Genomic DNA, 18257 nt, shown 5'->3' on the forward strand with positions numbered 1-18257 from the left:
GGATCAGCGCTTCCCGCCCCGGCCCGCGAGCGTGGCCCGCGACCGATAGACGACATAGGGGCGCACCAGATAACCCAGCGGGACGCCGAAGGCGTGCACCAGCCTGCTGAACGGCCACAGCGCGAACAGGGCCATGCCGAGCAGGGTGTGCACCTGGAAGAGCAGCGGGGCGTTCGCCATGGCGGGCACGTCGGGCTCCAGCTCGAACAGGCTCCTGAACCACACCGAGACCCCGAGCCGGTAGTCGTAGGAGCCCGTCCTCGCGCCGATCAGGGTGGCCACGACCCCGGCGAGCAGGACGGTGGCCAGCACCGGATAGACCAGGCGGTCACCACGGACGCCGGCCTGCCTGACGGCACTGACCCGCAGCCTTCGCCACATCAGGAGGGCGAGCCCGCAGACGGCGGCGACCCCGGCCAGGCCGCCGACGAACAGCGCGTTCGCGCGGTAGAGGGACTCGGTGATGTGCATGTCCTCGGTCAGCCGTTCGGGGACGAGCAGCCCGACGAGGTGGCCCGCGATGACGAACAGCAGGCCGTAGTGGAAGAGCGGCCCCGCCACGCGCAGCAGGCGGCTCTCGTGCAGCTGGCTTGATCGGGTGGTCATCCCGAAGCGGTCGTAGCGGTAGCGCCAGACGCTGCCCGCGACGAACAGGACGAGGACGAGGTAGGGCAGTACGCCCCACAACGCGATCTGCAGATGTCTCACCGGCGGGCTCCCTGGCTGGAGTGCTGAGTGACCGTTGGATAGGGAGTGAGGTCGAGGCCGACGCTCTCGGAGGGCGGCCCCGCCTGCGCGATCTCGCCCACCGCCCGGCGTTCCCGCGCGCTCGCCTGAGGCAGGGTCGCGCGCACGGCGTCGAGCACGTCGGCGTAGGGACTGCGGTACTTGTGCAGGGCGGCGGACAGCAGGTCGAGCGCCGCCCGGTGCCCGCGCAGCAGTGGCCCGCCCCGTTCGGGGCAGCGTGCCGCGAACTCCAGCATCAGCGGCAGGAAGTCGGGTAGTTCCGCCTCCTCCGGCCGCCAGCCGCCGGCGCGGTAGAGCGCCTTGATCTCGGCGAGGGAGGCGCCCCGCCGTCTGGTGTCGCCGTCGGTGTAGTAGGTCAGGTGCAGGGTACGGCGGCCGCTGCGGTCGAAGGTCGTGACGTACCGGGCGGCGAGGTCGAGGGTGTCCTGTTCCCGCACGTGGTCGCGGAAGCGCAGCAGGAGGCGGGCGGGCGGTGTCGGGACGACGGCCAGGGCCCGTCCTACCAGGTCGAGGTGGCCGGGCCAGTCGGGACCAGGATAGGCGAGCAGCAGGGAGGCGGCCTGGTGGACGACGGCGTGGTTCATCCGGCCTCTCCTCTGCGGGGTGGGAACAGGCCGTCGGGCCGGCCCCTGCCGTCCCAGCCGAACAGGTTGAACCGCCCGCGCCGCTCGTCGCCGCCGTCCGGGATCGGTGACGCGTGGAAGGCGGCGGTGTCCGCTCCCGCCCTCATCCCCGCGAACATGTCCTCCGTCATGCCGGGGCCGCCCGGTCCGTCCAGGCTGCACCCCGCCGCCGCGTCGGCCCGCCCCGCGCCCGCGGCGTATGCGGTGGGGATGACGTACCGTTCGTCGTACTTGGCCAGGGCGAGCAGGCGGTACATCTCCTCGATCTCCCCGGGCCGCATCCCGACGTCCTCCGCGACCGTGGGATCCGGCTTCTCGCCGAGGTTGAGCGCCCGCATGTGCGAGCGCATCGCCGCGAGCCTGCGCAGCGCCGCCTCGACCGGAGCGGTGTCGCCCGCGGTGAACAGCCCCGCCAAGTACTCCAGCGGGATGCGCAGCGCGTCGATCGCGCCGAAGAGGTTGTCCGCGTCCTCCCCGTCGTTGCCGGTCCCGGCGAGCGCGTCCACCACCGGGGACAGCGGCGGCACGTACCAGACCATCGGCATGGTCCGGTACTCCGGGTGCAGCGGCAGCGCGACCCGGTAACGGGTGATGAGCGCGTTCACCGGGGAGCGCCTGGCGGCCAGGATCCAGTCGTGCGGGATGCCCGCCGCCTCCGCGGCGGCGACCACCTCGGGGTCGTCGGGCGAGAGGAAGCAGTCGAGCTGGGCCGGGTAGAGGTCCTCCTCCCTGGGCGTCGCGGCGGCCTCACCGACCCGGTCGGCGTCGTAGAGCATCACCCCGAGGTAGCGCAGCCTGCCGACGCACGTCTCGGAGCAGACGGTCGGCGCCCCGGCCTCGATCCGCGGGTAGCACAGCGTGCACTTCTCCGCCTTGCCGCTGTCGTGGTTGAAGTACACCTTCTTGTACGGACAGCCGCTGACGCACATCCGCCAGCCCCGGCACCTGTCCTGGTCGACCAGGACGATGCCGTCCTCAAGCCGCTTGTACATCGCGCCGGAGGGGCAGACGGCCACGCAGGACGGGTTGAGGCAGTGCTCGCAGATGCGCGGCAGGTAGAACATGAAGGAGCGCTCGTACTCCAGCCGCACCTCCTGGCTGACCCTGCGCAGCACCGGGTCGCCCGCCAGGTGCTCGGGGCCGCCGCCCAGGTCGTCGTCCCAGTTGGGCCCCCAGGTGACGGCCGTCGGGGAGCCGTCGATGAGCGAACGGGGCGCGGCCGTGGGCACGTCGTCGCCCAGCGGGGCGTTGATGAGGTTCTCGTAGTCGTAGGTCCACGGCTGGTAGTAGTCGTCGAGCAGCGGCAGTTCGGGGTTGGCGAACAGCCGGCTCAGGCGCCTGACCCGGCCGCCGGAACGCGGCACCAGCCTGCCGTTGCGCAGCCGCCAGCCGCCCTTCCACCTGTCCTGGTCCTCGTAGCCCCTGGGGTAACCCTGCCCGGGACGGGTCTCGACGTTGTTGAACCAGACGTACTCGGTGCCCGCCCGGTTGGTCCATGTCTGCTTACAGGTGACGGAGCAGGTGTGGCAGCCGATGCACTTGTCCAGGTTCATCACCATGGCGATCTGAGCCATCACGCGCATCAGTACTGCACCTCCTGGGAACGGCGGCGGATGACGGTCACCGCGTCACGCTGGTTGCCGGTCGGCCCGTAGTAGTTGGGCGCGAAGGACAGCTGGCCGTACCCGCCGATGAGGTGGGTCGGTTTGATCAGCAGTTTGGTGAGGGCGTTGTGCACGCCGCCCCGGCGCCCCGTGGCCTGCGACCTCGGCACGTTCACCAGGCGTTCCTGCACGTGGTACATGAAGACGGTGCCCTGCGGCATCCGGTGGGAGACCACGGCGCGGGCGACGACGACGCCGTTGGCGTTGACCGCCTCGATCCAGTCGTTGTCCGCGATCCCGGCGGCCCGGGCGTCCTCGACGCTGACCCAGATGACGGGGCCGCCCCTGGCCAGGGTCTGCATCAGCAGGTTCTCCTGGTACTCGGAGTGGATGGACCACTTGGAGTGCGGGGTGACGTAGCGGACGGTCACCGCGAGATCCCCCTCGTGGGTCCCGCCGTACTCGCCGAGGGCCGCCGTGTCCAGCGGCGGCCGGTAGACCGGGAGCTGCTCGCCCAGCTCGGCCATCCAGTCGTGGTCGAGGTAGAAGTGCTGGCGCCCGGTGAGGGTGTGCCACGGTTTGGCGTGCTCGACGTTGACGGTGAACGGCGCGTAGCGGCGGTCGGGGGCCTCCTTGCCCGACCACTCGAAGCTCGCCCCGACCTGCACGGGACGGTCCTGGGTGTCGGAGAAGACCACCCTGCGCTCGGCGACGGAGGCGGCCAGTTCGGCCATGCCGGAGCCGGGGCCGCAGCGTTCGCCGAGCCTGGTGAAGCCCTCGGCGGCGACCCGCCCGTTCGTGGTGCCGGACAGGGCCAGGATCGCCTCGCACAGCTTGACGTCGCTGTCCAGCAGCGGTCTGCCCGCCGCCGGGCCGTCCCCGGCCTGCCCGCAGCGCGCGGTCAGCCAGCGCGCCTCGGGCGCGGTGCCGACGGTGACGCCCTTGACCGTCAGGCCCACCTGTTCCGGCAGCGGGCCGAGGGAGGCGAGCTTGGCGGCGACGGCGGTGTAGTCACGTTCGACGAGGGTCAGCGCGGGCAGGTTGTGGCCCGGCCGCGCGGGGACGTCGCCGCCGCGCCAGTCGGGGACGCGGCCGCCGGGCTGGGCAGTCTCACCGGGCGTGTCGTGCTGCAGCGCGGTGGCGACCAGGTCGTGGGCGACGTCCAGCCGCCCCGCGGCCAGTTCGGAGAACCTGCGCGCCAGACCGTGGAAGATCTCGAAGTCGGTGCGGGCCTGCCAGGGCGGGCTGATGGCGGGGGAGAAGGCGTGCACGTACGGGTGCATGTCGGTGCTGGACAGGTCGTGCTTCTCATACCAGGTCGCGGCGGGCAACACCAGGTCGGAGAACAATGTGGTCGAGGTCATCCGGAAGTCCAGCGAGAGCAGCAGGTCGAGCTTGCCGCGCGGTGCCTCGTCGCGCCACTCCACCTCACGGGGCCTGTCGCCAGGGGGCGCCTCCTGGGCGGTGGCGTTGTCGGGAGCGCCGAGCAGGTGCCGCAGGAAGTACTCGTTGCCCTTGGCGGAGGAGCCGATGAGGTTGGCCCGCCACACCGTCAGCACCCTCGGCCAGTTCTCCGGCGCGTCCGGGTCCTCGCAGGCGAAGCCGACCCTGCCCGCCGCGATCTCCTCGGCCGCCCACAGCGCCGGGTCCTTCCCACTGGCCCGCGCCCTGGCCCCGAGCTCCAGGGGGTTGGCGGAGAAGGTCGGATACGACGGCATCCAGCCGAGCCTGGCCGACTGCGCGACGAGGTCGGCGGTGTGCCGTCCCGCGAACAGCCGCCGCCCGGTCGCGCTGGACAGCGCGTCGGCGGAGAAACGCTCGTAGCGCCACTGGTCGGTGTGCACGTACCAGTACGGCGTGCCCGCCATCTGCCGTGAGGGACGCACCCAGTCGGCGGCAGTGGACAGCTGCTGCCATCCGGCCAGCGGCCGTACCTTCTCCTGGCCCACGTAGTGCGCCCACCCGCCGCCGTTGACGCCCTGGCAGCCGGTCAGCAGCAGCAGTGAGAGGAACGAGCGGTAGATCGTGTCGGAGTGGAACCAGTGGTTGGTGCCCGCGCCCATCACGATCATCGCCCGGCCCCGGGTCTTCTCCGCGGTCGTGGCGAACTCCCTGGCGATCCGGGTGATCCGTTCGGCGGGGACCGAGGTGATCCGCTCCTGCCAGGCCGGGGTGCAGGGGGATTCGGCGTCGTCGTAGCCGTCCGGCCACCGTCCGGGAAGGCCGGGGCGGCGCACGCCGTACTGGGCGAGGAGCAGGTCGAAGACGGTGGTCACCAGGCGTCCGCCGATCCGCCGCACCGGCACCCCGCGCCGTACTGCGCCCGTCTCCCCGTCGCCTTCACCGAGGCCGGAGTCGAAGCGGGGCAGCAGGATCTCGGCGGTCTCGCCGCCCTGCGGCGGGTGGAGGCTGAGCAGCGGCTCGACCGCGCCCAGGTCCAGGTTCCACCGGCCTGCGCCCGCCTCGCTCCAGCGTTCGCCGAGGGTGCCGTTGGGCGCGACCGGCTCACCGGTGACCGCGTCGAGGAGCACCGGCCGCCACCGGTCGGCCCCGTTCACCGCGGCCCCGTCCCCTGGGGCGCTGCCCTCTGGGGCGCCGTCCGGTGCCAGGTCGGCGGCGGTGACGAACTTGCCGGGCACGTATCCGCCCGTCTCGTGCTCCTCCAGCGCGACCAGGAACGGCAGGTCGGTGAAGCGTCTGACGTAGTCGGTGAAGTACGGCACGGTGCGCTCGACGAAGAACTCGTTCAGGATCACGTGTCCCATCGCCATGGCGACCGCGCCGTCCGTGCCCGGGTGCGGGTGCAGCCACTCGTCGGCGAACTTCGTCGCGTCCGAGTAGTCGGGCGAGACCACGACGACCTTCTGGCCCCGGTAGCGGGCCTCGGCCATCCAGTGCGCGTCCGGGGTGCGGGTGACCGGGACGTTCGACCCCCACAGCATCAGGTAGGCCGCGTCCCACCAGTCGGCCGACTCGGGCACGTCGGTCTGGTCCCCGAAGACCTGGGGCGAGGCCACCGGCAGGTCGGCGTACCAGTCGTAGAAGGACAGCATGGGGGCGCCGATGAGCGACATGAAACGCGCGCCGATCGCGTGCGAGGCCATCGACATGGCGGGGATGGGGGAGAAGCCCGCGACGCGGTCGGGGCCGTACTTCATGATGGTGTGGACGTGCGCGGCGGCGGCGATCTCCAGCGCCTCCTCCCACCCGATCCGCACCAGCCCGCCCTGGCCGCGCGCCGACTGGTAGCGCCGTCGTCTCTCCGGGTCCGAGGTGATCTCCGCCCAGGCCGCGACGGGGTCACCGAGCCTGGTTCTGGCCTCCCGGTACATCCGTACCAGGACGCCACGGGCGTGCGGGTGGCGGACCCTGGTCGGAGAGTAGGTGTACCAGGAGAAGGAGGCCCCGCGCGGGCACCCCCTCGGCTCGTACTCCGGCCGGTCGGGACCCACGGAGGGGTAGTCGGTCTGCTGGGTCTCCCAGGTGATCAGCCCGTCCTTCACGTACACCTTCCAGGAGCACGACCCGGTGCAGTTCACCCCGTGGGTCGAGCGCACCACCTTGTCGTGCGCCCATCGCTCCCGGTAGGGGGCGTCGTTGACCGCCTGGTCGCCGCGGAAGACGGCCCGCAGGTCGGGGGTTGTCTCCGAGCGGTGCAGTAACCTGCCCGCCTGGAGGAGCATCTCCGTTGCGGCTGCCGCCGCCCGGTCGGTTCTGTCACGCGCTGTCCGAGGAACCATGGAACCCCCTCGGCGGGCATGCGTCATCACGCCCGCGCCGCTCCTGATGTTCACTGTGTGGAGCTGCCCGCTGTCGGTGGCGGCCTCATTGCCGCATGGAAACAACCGGAGTCAGCAGACGGGCAACACTTTCGTCAAGGAAAGTGTTTCTATCATGCGATGGTTAACGGGGGAATCCGTCTGCTCGGCATGTCGATTCTTTCGGGCCCGAAACGCGCGAGACGGTCCTCCGGAACGACGGAAAGGGTCGCCAGAAGGGCCGTCTGCGGGGTTTTCTGCACGTCAGGTGGATATGAGGAAGGAAAATGAGCCATTGATGTGGGCCGTCGCGAACGGGCCTTTATGGCTGGATGTGTGGGGTTGTCATGGGGAAAACGGAGCTTCAGGAGAGAAGGTCGGTATCGTCCTCGTCCTGCGCGACCGCGGTGAACTCCTGCAGCCCCCGGGCGAGAGCCTGCCGCGTCCCGGGCGTCAGCCGCTCCAGCGCCGCGCCGATGCGCCTGCGACGGGCCGAGCGCAGCCGCCGCAGCGTCTCCCGGCCCCGCTCGGCGGTCTCGATGCGGATCTCACGGCGACTGTGCGGGGCGGGGAAACGGGTCAGCAGCCCGGCGCCGTCGAGCCGGTCGACCATCCGGCCCGTGGCCGAGATCGACATGCTGAGGTGGGCGGCGAGCGTGCTGAGGTTGAGCGGGCCGTGCCGGTCGACCGCCAGCAGCACCCGAAGCTGGGTGAGCGACAGGTCGCTCATCTCGGCCACCGCGTTGAGCGTCACCTCGACCAGGACCAGGGAGGCCTCCTCGACCACCCAGGCCGAATCGCTCTCCCCGCCGGAGGGAAGCTCGTCGCCGCCGCCGTGGATCGCTTCGGTGGTCATGCGCGCCCTTTCGCTGTACGGTTCGCCGCCCCCGTGGCGACGCCCTCTGTTTAGACCGTACTGAGCCCGGGCCGTCCGCACGACCGTGTACGCGGACCGGCCCCGCCGGGTGAGCGCGTCGCGCCCGCCCGCCGGGGCCGGTCCTGGGTCGGTGAAAGGGGTCGGCGAGGGGTCAGTGCCGCCGGTAGGTGACGGTGAGCGTCGGCTGCCCGACGCCCTCCTCCTTGTTCTCCGAGGCGGCGAACGCACGCCAGTTGTCGGCCTCGGCCTCGTTGGCGCTGCGCAGCTGGACGCCGTGGTTGGGGGCGCCGGCGGCCCAGGCACGGGCGATGGAGGTCACCTCCCAGCGCAGGTAGCCCGCCCCGCGGCGGCAGGGAGCGGTCCAGGTACGGCCGCGACCCTCACGGTTGGTCGTGGCGCCCACCGAGGTCGCCGGGGGCTTGTTCGCCCAGGTCAGGTTGTGCTCGTTCCAGGCGCCGGTGAGGCGCTCCACGGTCAGGCCCGAGCCGACCCGCCTGCCGCAGGCGCTGGTCTCGACGTTCCACAGCCCGAGCCGGGCCGACAGGACCTTCTTCCTGTTCAGCGCGTGGGTGTCGAACCTCAGCAGGGAGCGCATGACGTCGCTTCCGCTCTGGTCCTCCTTCAGCATCGTCCCGGCGATGATCAGGACGTCGCCCGGGTGGGAGTTCCAGGAGGTCGCGACGTCGGTGTCCGCCTCGATGGGCAGGGTGGTCGTCGGGTCGACGGTCACCGGGTAGACGGTCGCGGGGTTGGACAGGAACGCCTGGTCCGGCTTGAGGACCAGGGTCGTCGAGCCGTTCTCCGTCTCGACCCTCGTGTCGATCACCGAGACCGCCTTACCGCGGGGCTTGCCGTGCCCGCGCGAGTCCCACATCAGCGGCTGCGACGCCGAGGCGACGACCTCGCCGTTGTCCGTGCCCTCGGTGTCGGTCAGCAGCAGCCGTCCCGCCGGGGACTCCGACAGCGCGACCCCGGTGGTCTGGACGGGGATGCGCAGTTCGAGCGGGCCAGAGGGCCGCTCCCGCAGCACCACGTCGTGCCGGAAACCGGTGGGCAGCGCGGTCACGACGAGGTCGGCGGCGGGTCCGGCGGCGTCGGTGAACGTCGCGACGTTCCCCTTGACGACGGGCTTGGGCAGCGGCTTGGGCCACTGCAGGGAGAACACGCGTCCCGCGTCGTCCGTCAGCGTCGCCAGCGGCCCGTCGCCGCCGCCGGAGATCCTGACGTCCGCCCGCGCCGCGCGCGGCCTGAGCGCCCCGCCCTCCTCGACCAGGTCGGTGTCGACGGCCACCCACTGGCCGTTCCGCCTGACCTGCGAGGGGCCGGAGGTGATCGTGGAGGTGAAGCTGCCGTCGGGGTTGGCCACGGTGGTGCTGGTCTCGTCGGTCAGACCCGGCACGGGGACGGCCCGCCCCAGCGAGGCGGCCTGCTCCGCGGCGGCCTGCTCGACGGCGTCCCGAGCGTCGTCGTCGGCCACGGTCTGCGGCTGCCCTGCGCCCGGCGCGGCCAGGGCCTGGACGGCCGTCCCGCCGGTGAGAGCGGCCACCGTCGTCACGCCCAGGGCCAGCCGGCCCAGGGAACCCCCAAGAGAAATGCGCATGTGCGTCCTATGTCGTGAGCGAACATTCGACGGGAATGCCTTTTCGCACGGAAAACGCGTTCACACCGACCGTGACGGGTCGCGTGGAGTTCGAGCGCCCGTCATTTCCCCTGGAAACGGCGGGCGGTTACGGATTCCTCCGGCATGGGATTCACCGGCGCCGTTTCTTGCCCCGTGGCGTCGGTGTGAAGAGGGAGGAAGGCGGCCGGTTCGCCGAGCGAACCGGTGTGATCACCCTTGGTGAGGGTGTCCCGTCGTGGGTGCGAGCATGGTTCCCCGTTTCTGCGATGAAGCAAGATCCCCGTTGGCCCAAATAACTATCACGAATAAGTACTGAAAAATAAGGACATTAGTGCAGTGTGGCGCACGTCACACCGGCGTATTCGTTTCCTTCCGCGACGCGGAACGCGCGGGGCCGCACCCCCGTTTCCCGGACGTACGGCCCCGCGGACTGTCAGCAGTCGCTCTCGTGGTAGGTGCTGTGACCGCTCCAGACCCCCCAGCTCGCGGTGTAGCCGTAGCAGTCGGTCCACTCGCCGCCGACCGCGGTGGTGAGCGAGTCGTCGGAGTAGTAGGTGGTGCTGCAGCTGCGCCCCATCCCACAGGGCATGGCCTGGGCCGGGGCGGCGGGGAGAAGGGCGAGAAGGGGAGCGGCGAACGCGGTGACGAGGAGCACGCGGCGCATCGTTGGGGGGTCCTTCCTGTTCGTGGGAGGGCGTGGAACGAAAAGGCCCCGATGGCGGACGGCGGAGGCCTCATGGATCCCTCACGGATCCTTCATGGATCACTGCCAGGGTGTGCGCGGGACGGTGAACCGGCAACCGGAGGTCTCATGGATGAGGCCGTCCCGACAGTCGCGGTGCCGGGACGGCGATGTCCGAAAATCAGTCCGCGACGTAGTCGATCGAGTCGATCCAGTACCCCGACCCCGCCGACAGCCTGCGCGCGTGCATGAACATGGCGCCGCCCTCGTAGGAGTAGGCGCACCGCTGCCCGCCACGCTCGGACTCGCATCCCTGGAAGATGTGGCCGACGCCGCCGTACCTGGTCCTGAACAGGGTCTTCACCGCCCCGGCCGAGGCGACCTCAAGACCGCGGTTCCTGTCTCCGGCCCGCCATGCGCCGAAGAGGCGGGTGGCGGCCCCGCCGGGGGTGGCGACGTGGCGTGAGGTGTAGACCCTGGTCACCCTCGGTCCCGACACGATCATCAGAATTCCGTTGAGCCCGCCGGGGACGCGGACGCTCGTGTGGACGAACCGGCAGGCGTTGCCGGCGCAACCGGCGAAGCGGTCCGGCGCCCGGTACGGGTACCCGAAGACCGCGTTCACCGCGGCGGGCGTCGCCACGGCGGAGGCCGCGCGGCGGTCCCTCCCCAGCCAGGCCCGGAACAATCTGCCCGCCACCTCGGACGGCTTCGCCACGGCGGTGTGCCCCGCCGTCGTCGCGGTCTCCGCCTGGACCTGTGCCGGCGCGCAGAGCGCCAGCGCTCCCGCGGCGGTCAGTACGGCGGTGGCCTTCGACCCACGCATCATGACTCCTCACTCGTGCGGGAGCCCGCTGTGGCCTCCCGCACGATGACGCCGGCGCCCGCCGGCCGGTTCACGAAAAAGCCCTTTGTTTCGGAAACGGTGCCGAGCGCCGCCCGGAGTAAGGTGCCGCAGAGAGGAGTCGTGCGATGGGGAAAAGCGGTAACACGGAGATCTATCGTCAGGCGCGTGACCTGCTGCTGGGATGCGGCGGGGAGCACGCGGAGGCGGTGCGGCGCTTCACCTGGCCCCGGTTCGAGGGCCCCTTCAACTGGGCGGTCGACTGGTTCGACGCGATCGCGCGCGGCAACGGCCGTACGGCGTTGTGGATCGTCGAGGAGGACGGTTCCGAGGCCCGCTACACCTTCGACGAGATGGCCCGGCGTTCCGACCGGGTCGCGGCGTTCCTGGCGGCCCAGGGGGTTCGCCGGGGGGAGCGCGTCATGCTCATGCTCGACAACCAGATCGAGCTGTGGGAGTCGATGCTGGCGGTGATGAAGCTGGGCGCGGTGATCCTGCCCGCGACCACCGCGCTCGGCCCGGGCGACCTGCCCGACCGCATCGGCAGGGGCGGAGCCCGGTACGTGATCGCCAACGCCGCCGACACCCCCAAGTTCGACGGGATCGAGGGGACCTACGTCAGGATCTGCGCCGACGGCGCCCCGGCGGGCTGGGTCGCCTACCGTGACGCCCACACCCTCGACGCGCCCCCGGCGGCGCATCCGGGCACCATGCCGGACGACCCGCTGTTGCTGTACTTCACCTCGGGTACCACGAGCAGGCCGAAGCTGGTCGAGCACACCCAGGTCTCCTATCCGGTCGGCCACCTGACGACGGCCTACTGGATCGGCGTACGGCCGGGGGACGTGCACCTGAACATCAGCTCCCCCGGGTGGGCCAAGCACGCCTGGAGCTGCTTCTTCGCGCCCTGGATCGCCGAGGCGACGATCTTCGTGCACAACTACGGCAGGTTCGACGCGGGCGCGCTGCTCGCGCAGATCCGCAGGGCGGAGGTGACGACGTTCTGCGCACCGCCGACCGTCTGGCGGATGCTGATAAAAGCTGATTTGTCGGGCGGGCCGGGGCGGCTGCGGGAGGTGGTCTCCGCCGGGGAACCGCTGAACCCCGAGGTGATCGAGCAGGTCCGCGGTCACTGGGGGCTGACGATCCGCGACGGTTTCGGGCAGACCGAGACCACGCTCTCGGTCGGCAACGTGCCCGGCGAACCGGTCAAGCCCGGCTCGATGGGGCTGCCCATGCCCGGGGTCCCGGTGGTTCTGGTCGATCCCGTCACCGGCGAGCGCGCCCAGGAGGGGGAGATCTGCGTCGACCTGGGCGAGCGGCCCGTCTCGCTGATGGCCGGTTACCGGGGCGACGAGACACGCAACGCCGAGGCCATGGCGGGCGGCTACTACCACACCGGAGACGTCGCCTCCCGCGACGCGGACGGCTACATCTTCTACGTCGGCCGCACCGACGACGTGTTCAAGGCCTCCGACTACAAGATCTCCCCCTTCGAGCTGGAGAGCGTGCTCATCGAGCATCCGGCCGTCGCCGAGGCCGCCGTGGTGCCCGCGCCCGACGAGCTGCGCCTGGCCGTGCCGAAGGCCTACGTCACGCTGGCGGCCGGGTGGGAGCCGGACAGGGAGACCGCGCTGGCCATCCTGCGTCACGCCCGCGAGCGGCTGGCGCCGTACCAGCGGGTACGGCGCCTGGAGTTCTCCGGGCTGCCGAAGACGGTCTCCGGCAAGATCCGCCGTGTGGAGCTGAGGGGACGCGCGGAACGGGACGCGGCCGAGGGCGGCTCCTCCGGCGAGTGGCGCGACGACCAGTTCCCCGAACTGCGTTCCTGAGGCCCGCCGTACCCCGCCCCGGCGACGGTGAGGGTGACCGGGACGGTGACCGGGAGTGGACAAACATGTCACCCGTTCACGAACAGTGCCTGGTCCGGGGGCGTGGGGCGGACGGGACCGTCCGCCCCACGCCCCCGGCTGCCACCCGGCACGGACGGTCGCGCGACCTCTCTGAGGAAGTCGGTGGTTTCTTCGGCGGAGGTGGGAGCGCGCGGTGAACGGACGAACGACGGACGAGCGAACGGCGGGCAACGTGGCGGCGGCGCGGGAGCTGGCCCTGCGGCTGCCGAACTGGACGATCTGGTACGGCCTGCACACCCACAGCTTCTGGGCGATGCCCACGGCGGGACACCTGGCCGCCACACCCCACGTCGAGGCCTCGACCCCGCAGGAGCTGGAGAGCACGGTCAGGCACATGGAGTACCTCGCCGCGCGGGCCGCCTCTCCCGGACCCGAGGCTCCGTACGGCGGGCGCCACGCGGAGCACATCCCTTTCCATGGGGAGCCGAGGGACAGGCCACCGAGTCAGGCACCGGCGCGGGCGGCGCGGTGAGGGCCGAGCGGGCACTGGCCGACCTGCGGCGGGAGCTGCGCGCGGCCGGGGTCGAGACCGAGGAGCACGACGTGTTCGCGACGAGCTCCGGCGATCCGATGCTCAGCCTCGCCCCGGGGCTGATCGTGTGGGCCGGGCCTGAGTGGTTCCGGTGGGTCGGGGAACGCGACCGGTGGAGGTACCACACGACCGGAGACCCGGCGGGAGCCGCCAGGCTGATCCGCCGCTTCCACGACAGGCTGCGGCGCGACCGGCCCGAGGAGGCACACGTACGGCACGAGCACCCCTGACCCGGGGCCCCAGGTGAGGAGTCGGAGACGGCCGTCCGGGGAAGTCTGTCCGGGGGGCCGGTCCACACGGCGACCGGCTGTCCGAGGAACGAGCCTGGAGGCCCTGTGGCATACGACGTGACGGCGGTACGGGCGCACTTCCCCGCGCTGGCGGAGGGGGCGGCGCACTTCGACGGGCCGGGCGGTTCGCAGACCCCCGGTGTGGTCGCCGAGGCGGTGGCCGGGACGCTGCGCTCCGCCGTCGCCAACCGGGGAGTCATGACCGCGGCCGAACGCCGCGCCGACGCGATCGTGACCGGCGCCCGCCGGGCGATGGCCGACCTGCTCGCGGCCACGCCGGAGGGCGTCGTCTTCGGCCGCAGCATGACGCAGCTGACCTATGACATGGCCCGCGCGCTGGCCAAGGAGTGGCGTCCCGGCGACGAGGTCGTGGTCACCACACTCGACCACGACGCCAACATCCGGCCCTGGGAGCAGGCCGCCCTGGCGCGCGGCGTCACGGTTCGCCGCGCCGACTTCGACCCGGACAGCGGGGAACTGCCCGTCGCCGCGGTCGCGGACCTGCTCACCGAGCGCACCAGGCTCGTCGCCGTCACGGCCGCGTCGAACCTGCTGGGTACCCGTCCCGACGTCGCGGCGATCGCCGCGCGGGCGCACGAGGCCGGGGCGCTGGTCTACGTGGACGGGGTGCACCTGACGCCGCACAGTCTGATCGACGTGGGGGCGCTCGGCGCCGACTTCTACGCCTGCTCGCCGTACAAGTTCCTCGGCCCGCACCTGGGCGTGCTCGCCGCGGACCCGGCGCTGCTTGAGACGGTCAACCCCGACAAGCTGCTGCCCGCCAGTGACGCCGTGCCCGAGCGGTTCGAGCTGGGCACACTGCCGTACGAGCTGCTGGCGGGCACGACGGCGGCGGTCGGCTTCCTGGCGGACCTCGTGCCGGGCGAGGGGGACAGGCGCGCGCGGCTCGCCCGCTCGATGGCCGCGCTCGAAGGGCACGAACGGGCCATGCTCGACCGGCTTGAGGCGGGCCTGGCCGAGATCGGCGGGGTGCGGACGTACGGCGCGCCGGGGCGCGAGCGCACCCCGACCACGTTGTTCACCGTCGGCGGGGTCACGCCTGCCGACACCTACCGGCTGCTGGGCGAACGCGGGGTCAACGCGCCCGCCAGCTCCTTCTACGCGCTGGAGTGCTCCCGCAGGCTCGGCCTGGGGGACACGGGCGCGGTGCGCGCCGGGATCGCCCCCTACACCGACGAGCAGGACGTCGACCGGCTGCTGAAGGGCGTGCGCGAACTGGCCGGGTGAGCTCTCAGGCGGCCGTCCCAGCGGGTTGCGCGCGCCGGGCGGTCGTCTCACGTACGGCGACGAACGCCAGCAGGGCGATGCTGCCCAGGTCGAAGACGATGCTCACCGTCGACAGGCCGGGCCGGGCCGCCGGATTGAGGAAGGTGAGCCCGAGGAAGGCGGCCTTGGCGAGGATCGCGGCCAGGCACGCGGCCAGCCGGACGGGCGGGGACAGGACGGCCCACAGCAGGGCGGCGCCCAGCAGGAGCTGGAGCACGCCGCGGTGCTGCAGCAGCGCCAGCACCATGGGATCGGGGTCGGTCACGCCGTAGGTCGACCCCAGCATGGACGGGTTGACCAGGGCGAACACGGGGAGCGTGGTGACCAGGCCCGTCACCGCGAGGGCGGCGCGGGCCGCGATCTCGCCGGGTGGTGTCGAGGACATGCGGCGGGCTCCAATCCATCAGCTTAGTTGATCGTCAGCGTAGCTGACGGATTTCCTCTCTTTCAAGGCCGCCTCCGCGCGGCTCGTGCGCCCGCGTTTCGGCCGTTCAGGCGGGTTCCGGACCCAACAACCAACATTCTAGGTAGATAAAGTGGGTTTTCGGTTTATCATGGGAACATGGGAGCATTGCTCGATCTTGTGCAACTGCGTACTTTTGTTGCCATCGCGGAGTGTGGCGGCTTCGGCCGGGCGGCGTCCGCGCTGCGGACGAGCCAGCCCACGGTGAGCCAGCACGTGCGGTCTCTGGAACGTGTCGTCGGACGTCCGCTGGTCGAACGGGCCGGCAGGCTGACCAGGTTCACCGCGGCCGGCGAGGCGCTGCTGGCCGAGGCGCGGCGACTCCTCGCCGCGCACGACGAGGCGATGTGCAGGCTCGGGGCGGAGCCGGTTCCGACGCTGACCGTCGGGGCCGTCGAGCACGCGGCCTCCCCGGTCCTGCCCGACCTGCTCACCGTCCTGATGTCCGCCCTGCCGGGACGCGACGTGGTGTTCCGGCTGGACCGCAGCACGGTCCTCGCCGAGGCGACGCTGCGCGGGACGGTGGACATGGCGCTGATCCTCGGCGCGGTCGCCAACGTGGGAGGGACGGAGGTCGGCTCCCTGCCGCTGCGCTGGCTGGCCGCGCCGGACTGGGTTCCGCCCGCGCCCGGCGCGCCGCTGCCGCTCGTCGCCTTCCAGGAGCCCTGCGGGCTGCGCCAGCAGGCCGTGGGCGCGCTGGAGAGACTCGGCTGGATCGTGCGGATCACCACCGAGGCGGCCAATCTGGAGGGCGTCCTCACCGCGGTCAGGGCGCGGCTCGGCGTCGCCCTGATGCCGACCGCGTGCGGCGTCCCGCCGGGACTTGAGGAGGTCCGCCAGCTGCCCCCGCAGGGCACACTCGGGCTGCGCCTGCTCAGCAGGCAGGGACTCGACCCGGCGATCGAGGCGTACGCGGGCGACACCCTGCGCGCCTTCTTCGCCGAGGTCCCGCCCTCCCGGCCGTTTCTCACCGGCCTTCCCGGTGGAGAGCGGCAGCGTCGCGACCAATACAAGACCAGCCATCCGATAAGCAATTCAAATTGACATCGATTGGCAGGGTGAATTGCTTGGCGAATATTCGTGAAAGGTGGCCTGAAATGCTCGGACGTCATTGACGTAAATCGCCTGACATGGTGTGATCGCTGTGCGGCCCTGACGTTTGCCCGGGGCCGGGGAAAATGATTTCTTTCCACGGAGGGTGCGTTTTCCGGCCATTCGGCTCACCCGCCGATGGCATGTCCGCCCCTTCTCGCGCACGCGTTCCACGCCCCAGAAGAAGGCCACGCCGATGACACCGAGCGATGACCCGGCCACCAGAGCCACCCCGATCCCCGGCCGCAGGCGGGGCGCCCTGCGCTCCCGGCGCCCCGTCGTCCTGATCGCCTGTCTGGCCACGGCCGTCGTCGCAGGCGCCGTCGTCGTCTCCGTGATGACAGGAGGCGCTGACCGGCCGGTGGCGCGGGCCGTCGCGGGCCCCTCGGGCGCGCCCGTCGCGGGCGGCACCCTCACCTACGCGATCGCGGGCACCCAGGTATCGCTGGACCCGGCCGTCGCGGCCACCGCGGTGACCGGTCTCATCGACCGCAACGTCTTCGACTCCCTGGTGGCGCAGACCGGCCCGGACAGCTTCGGTCCCTGGCTGGCCAAGGAGTGGACGGTCTCCAAGGACGGCAAGGTCTACACCTTCACCCTCCGCGAGGGCGTCACCTTCCACGACGGCACCCCGCTCACCGCGGCGGCGGTCAAGGCCTCCCTCGACCACGTGGTCGACCCCGGGACGAAGTCGGCCTACGCGGCCTCGCTGATCGCCCCGTACCGGAGGGCGCGCGTGGTGAGCGACCTGGTCGTCGAGGTGACGCTCTCCCGGCCCTTCACCCCCTTCCTGCAGGCGCTCTCCGTGCCCTACCTGGGCATCCAGAGCCCGGCCGCGCTCGCCGAGCCGGTCTCCGAGTACCGGCCGGTCGGCACCGGCCCCTTCTCCTACGTCTCCTGGGAGAAGGACAGGCGCGTCACCCTCAGGCGCAACCCCGGCTACACCGCGACCCCCGCGGGAGCCTCCCACCAGGGAGCCGCCTACCTCGACGGCCTGGTCTTCGAGTTCGTCTCCGAGGACGCCACGCGGTACGGCGCGCTGACCAGCGGCCAGGCACAGGCCATGGCGGGTGTGCCGCCCGTCAACGCCGACAGGCTGAAGACGCTGCCCGGGTTCACGCTGAACGCCCAGGAGACACCCGGCCTCAACTACAACCTCTACCTCAACCAGACCCGGGGGCCGCTGCGCGACGTGCGGGTCCGCCGCGCCCTGTCCGCCTCGGTCAACGTCGACCAGCTGGTCAGGAGCGTCTACTTCGGTCACTACAGGGCGGCGCGCAACCCGCTCAGCGCGGTGACCGCCGCCTACGACGCGGGCGCCGAGAGCGAACTGGCCTCCTACGACCCCAAGGAGGCGGCCAGGCTCCTGGACGAGGCGGGCTGGAAGGAGACCGACAAGGACGGCTACCGCGTCAAGGACGGCGAACGGCTCACCCTCGTGTGGCCCTTCTGGGCCGAGGGGAACAAGGACCAGCGCGACGTCCTGGCCGAGGGCGTCCAGGCACAGGCCAAACTCGCCGGCATCGAGATCCGGCGGCCCCCCGTCGACACCGGCGCCTACGTGAGCGAGTACCTCATCGGCGGCGGCTACGACCTGATCGACGTCAGCTTCGCCAGGCCGACCCCCGACGTGCTGAGATTCGCCTTCGCCTCGGGCAACACCTACGCCAAGGCGGGCGGCAACGTCGCTCTCGTCGACTCACCCGAGATCGACGAACGGGTCGAGGAGGCGGCCGAGACCTCGGACCCGGAGACGGCCAGGCGCGACTACGCGGCCGTGCAGAAGGAGGTCCTCAGGCAGGCCTACGTGCTGCCCCTCTACACGCCGGTGCAACTCGTCGGCCTGTCGGGGCGGGTGCGCGGCGTCGCCTTCGACGCGCAGACCTACCCCGTCTTCCACGGCGCCTGGCTGGGGGCCTGATCC

The 18257-nt window shown here is 71.5% G+C and carries 15 protein-coding genes; 6 read left to right on the forward strand and 9 right to left on the reverse strand.

Annotated elements, in window-relative coordinates:
* Positions 1–3: 3 nt before the first annotated feature.
* The 8 genes from narI to ABZ463_RS01565 all read right to left on the reverse strand — a co-directional run bounded on the left by narI (position 4) and on the right by ABZ463_RS01565 (position 10738).
* Entirely contained in the window at positions 4–708 is a 705-nt protein-coding gene (narI, locus tag ABZ463_RS01530) for a respiratory nitrate reductase subunit gamma (RefSeq protein WP_362771900.1), read from the reverse strand.
* The gene (gene narJ / locus ABZ463_RS01535; RefSeq protein WP_362771902.1) at positions 705–1331 is read right to left on the reverse strand and encodes a nitrate reductase molybdenum cofactor assembly chaperone; all 627 of its coding nucleotides are present in this window, start codon (positions 1329–1331) and stop codon (positions 705–707) included. The genes narI and narJ overlap by 4 nt, the downstream gene beginning before the upstream one ends.
* Entirely contained in the window at positions 1328–2953 is a 1626-nt protein-coding gene (gene narH / locus ABZ463_RS01540; RefSeq protein ID WP_362771904.1) for a nitrate reductase subunit beta, read from the reverse strand. Before narH ends, narJ begins: the two co-directional genes overlap by 4 nt.
* A complete protein-coding gene (locus ABZ463_RS01545) occupies positions 2953–6714 on the reverse strand; it encodes a nitrate reductase subunit alpha (RefSeq protein ID WP_362771906.1) in 3762 nt (1253 codons plus the stop codon). Before ABZ463_RS01545 ends, narH begins: the two co-directional genes overlap by 1 nt.
* Positions 6715–7096: 382 nt before the next feature.
* Positions 7097–7588 (reverse strand): MarR family transcriptional regulator, encoded by a 492-nt coding sequence (locus ABZ463_RS01550; protein ID WP_352009417.1) that lies wholly within the window; start codon positions 7586–7588, stop codon positions 7097–7099.
* 172 nt (positions 7589–7760) lie between these two features.
* On the reverse strand, positions 7761–9209 hold the full coding sequence (locus ABZ463_RS01555) for a DNRLRE domain-containing protein (RefSeq protein ID WP_352009418.1): 1449 nt from the start codon (positions 9207–9209) through the stop codon (positions 7761–7763).
* Between the two features lie 454 nt (positions 9210–9663).
* On the reverse strand, positions 9664–9894 hold the full coding sequence (locus ABZ463_RS01560) for a DUF6289 family protein (RefSeq protein ID WP_362771909.1): 231 nt from the start codon (positions 9892–9894) through the stop codon (positions 9664–9666).
* Positions 9895–10093: 199 nt separating this feature from the next.
* Positions 10094–10738 (reverse strand): hypothetical protein, encoded by a 645-nt coding sequence (locus ABZ463_RS01565; protein WP_352009420.1) that lies wholly within the window; start codon positions 10736–10738, stop codon positions 10094–10096.
* Between the two features lie 146 nt (positions 10739–10884).
* On the opposite strand from ABZ463_RS01565, the gene ABZ463_RS01570 reads away from it, so the two are divergent.
* The 4 genes from ABZ463_RS01570 to ABZ463_RS01585 all read left to right on the forward strand — a co-directional run bounded on the left by ABZ463_RS01570 (position 10885) and on the right by ABZ463_RS01585 (position 14739).
* Positions 10885–12588 (forward strand): AMP-binding protein, encoded by a 1704-nt coding sequence (locus ABZ463_RS01570; RefSeq protein WP_362771911.1) that lies wholly within the window; start codon positions 10885–10887, stop codon positions 12586–12588.
* 214 nt (positions 12589–12802) lie between these two features.
* Positions 12803–13141: a hypothetical protein gene (locus ABZ463_RS01575; RefSeq protein ID WP_352009422.1), complete on the forward strand. Its 339-nt coding sequence runs from the start codon at positions 12803–12805 to the stop codon at positions 13139–13141.
* Positions 13138–13431, forward strand: a complete 294-nt coding sequence (locus ABZ463_RS01580) for a hypothetical protein (protein WP_352009423.1) — start codon at positions 13138–13140, stop codon at positions 13429–13431. The genes ABZ463_RS01575 and ABZ463_RS01580 overlap by 4 nt, the downstream gene beginning before the upstream one ends.
* A gap of 105 nt (positions 13432–13536) precedes the next feature.
* The gene (locus ABZ463_RS01585) at positions 13537–14739 is read left to right on the forward strand and encodes a cysteine desulfurase-like protein (RefSeq protein ID WP_352009424.1); all 1203 of its coding nucleotides are present in this window, start codon (positions 13537–13539) and stop codon (positions 14737–14739) included.
* 4 nt (positions 14740–14743) lie between these two features.
* Here the strand turns inward: ABZ463_RS01585 and ABZ463_RS01590 are convergent, their stop codons facing one another.
* Entirely contained in the window at positions 14744–15163 is a 420-nt protein-coding gene (locus ABZ463_RS01590) for a hypothetical protein (RefSeq protein WP_352009425.1), read from the reverse strand.
* 177 nt (positions 15164–15340) lie between these two features.
* Here ABZ463_RS01590 and ABZ463_RS01595 point away from each other — a divergent pair, with 177 nt between their 5' ends.
* The gene (locus ABZ463_RS01595; RefSeq protein WP_362771915.1) at positions 15341–16285 is read left to right on the forward strand and encodes a LysR family transcriptional regulator; all 945 of its coding nucleotides are present in this window, start codon (positions 15341–15343) and stop codon (positions 16283–16285) included.
* 244 nt (positions 16286–16529) lie between these two features.
* Complete coding sequence (locus ABZ463_RS01600) at positions 16530–18254, forward strand: ABC transporter substrate-binding protein (RefSeq protein WP_352009427.1); 1725 nt, start codon at positions 16530–16532, stop codon at positions 18252–18254.
* Positions 18255–18257: the final 3 nt, after the last annotated feature.

The organism is Streptosporangium sp. NPDC020145 (genome assembly GCF_040631275.1).
GTDB lineage: Bacteria > Actinomycetota > Actinomycetes > Streptosporangiales > Streptosporangiaceae > Streptosporangium.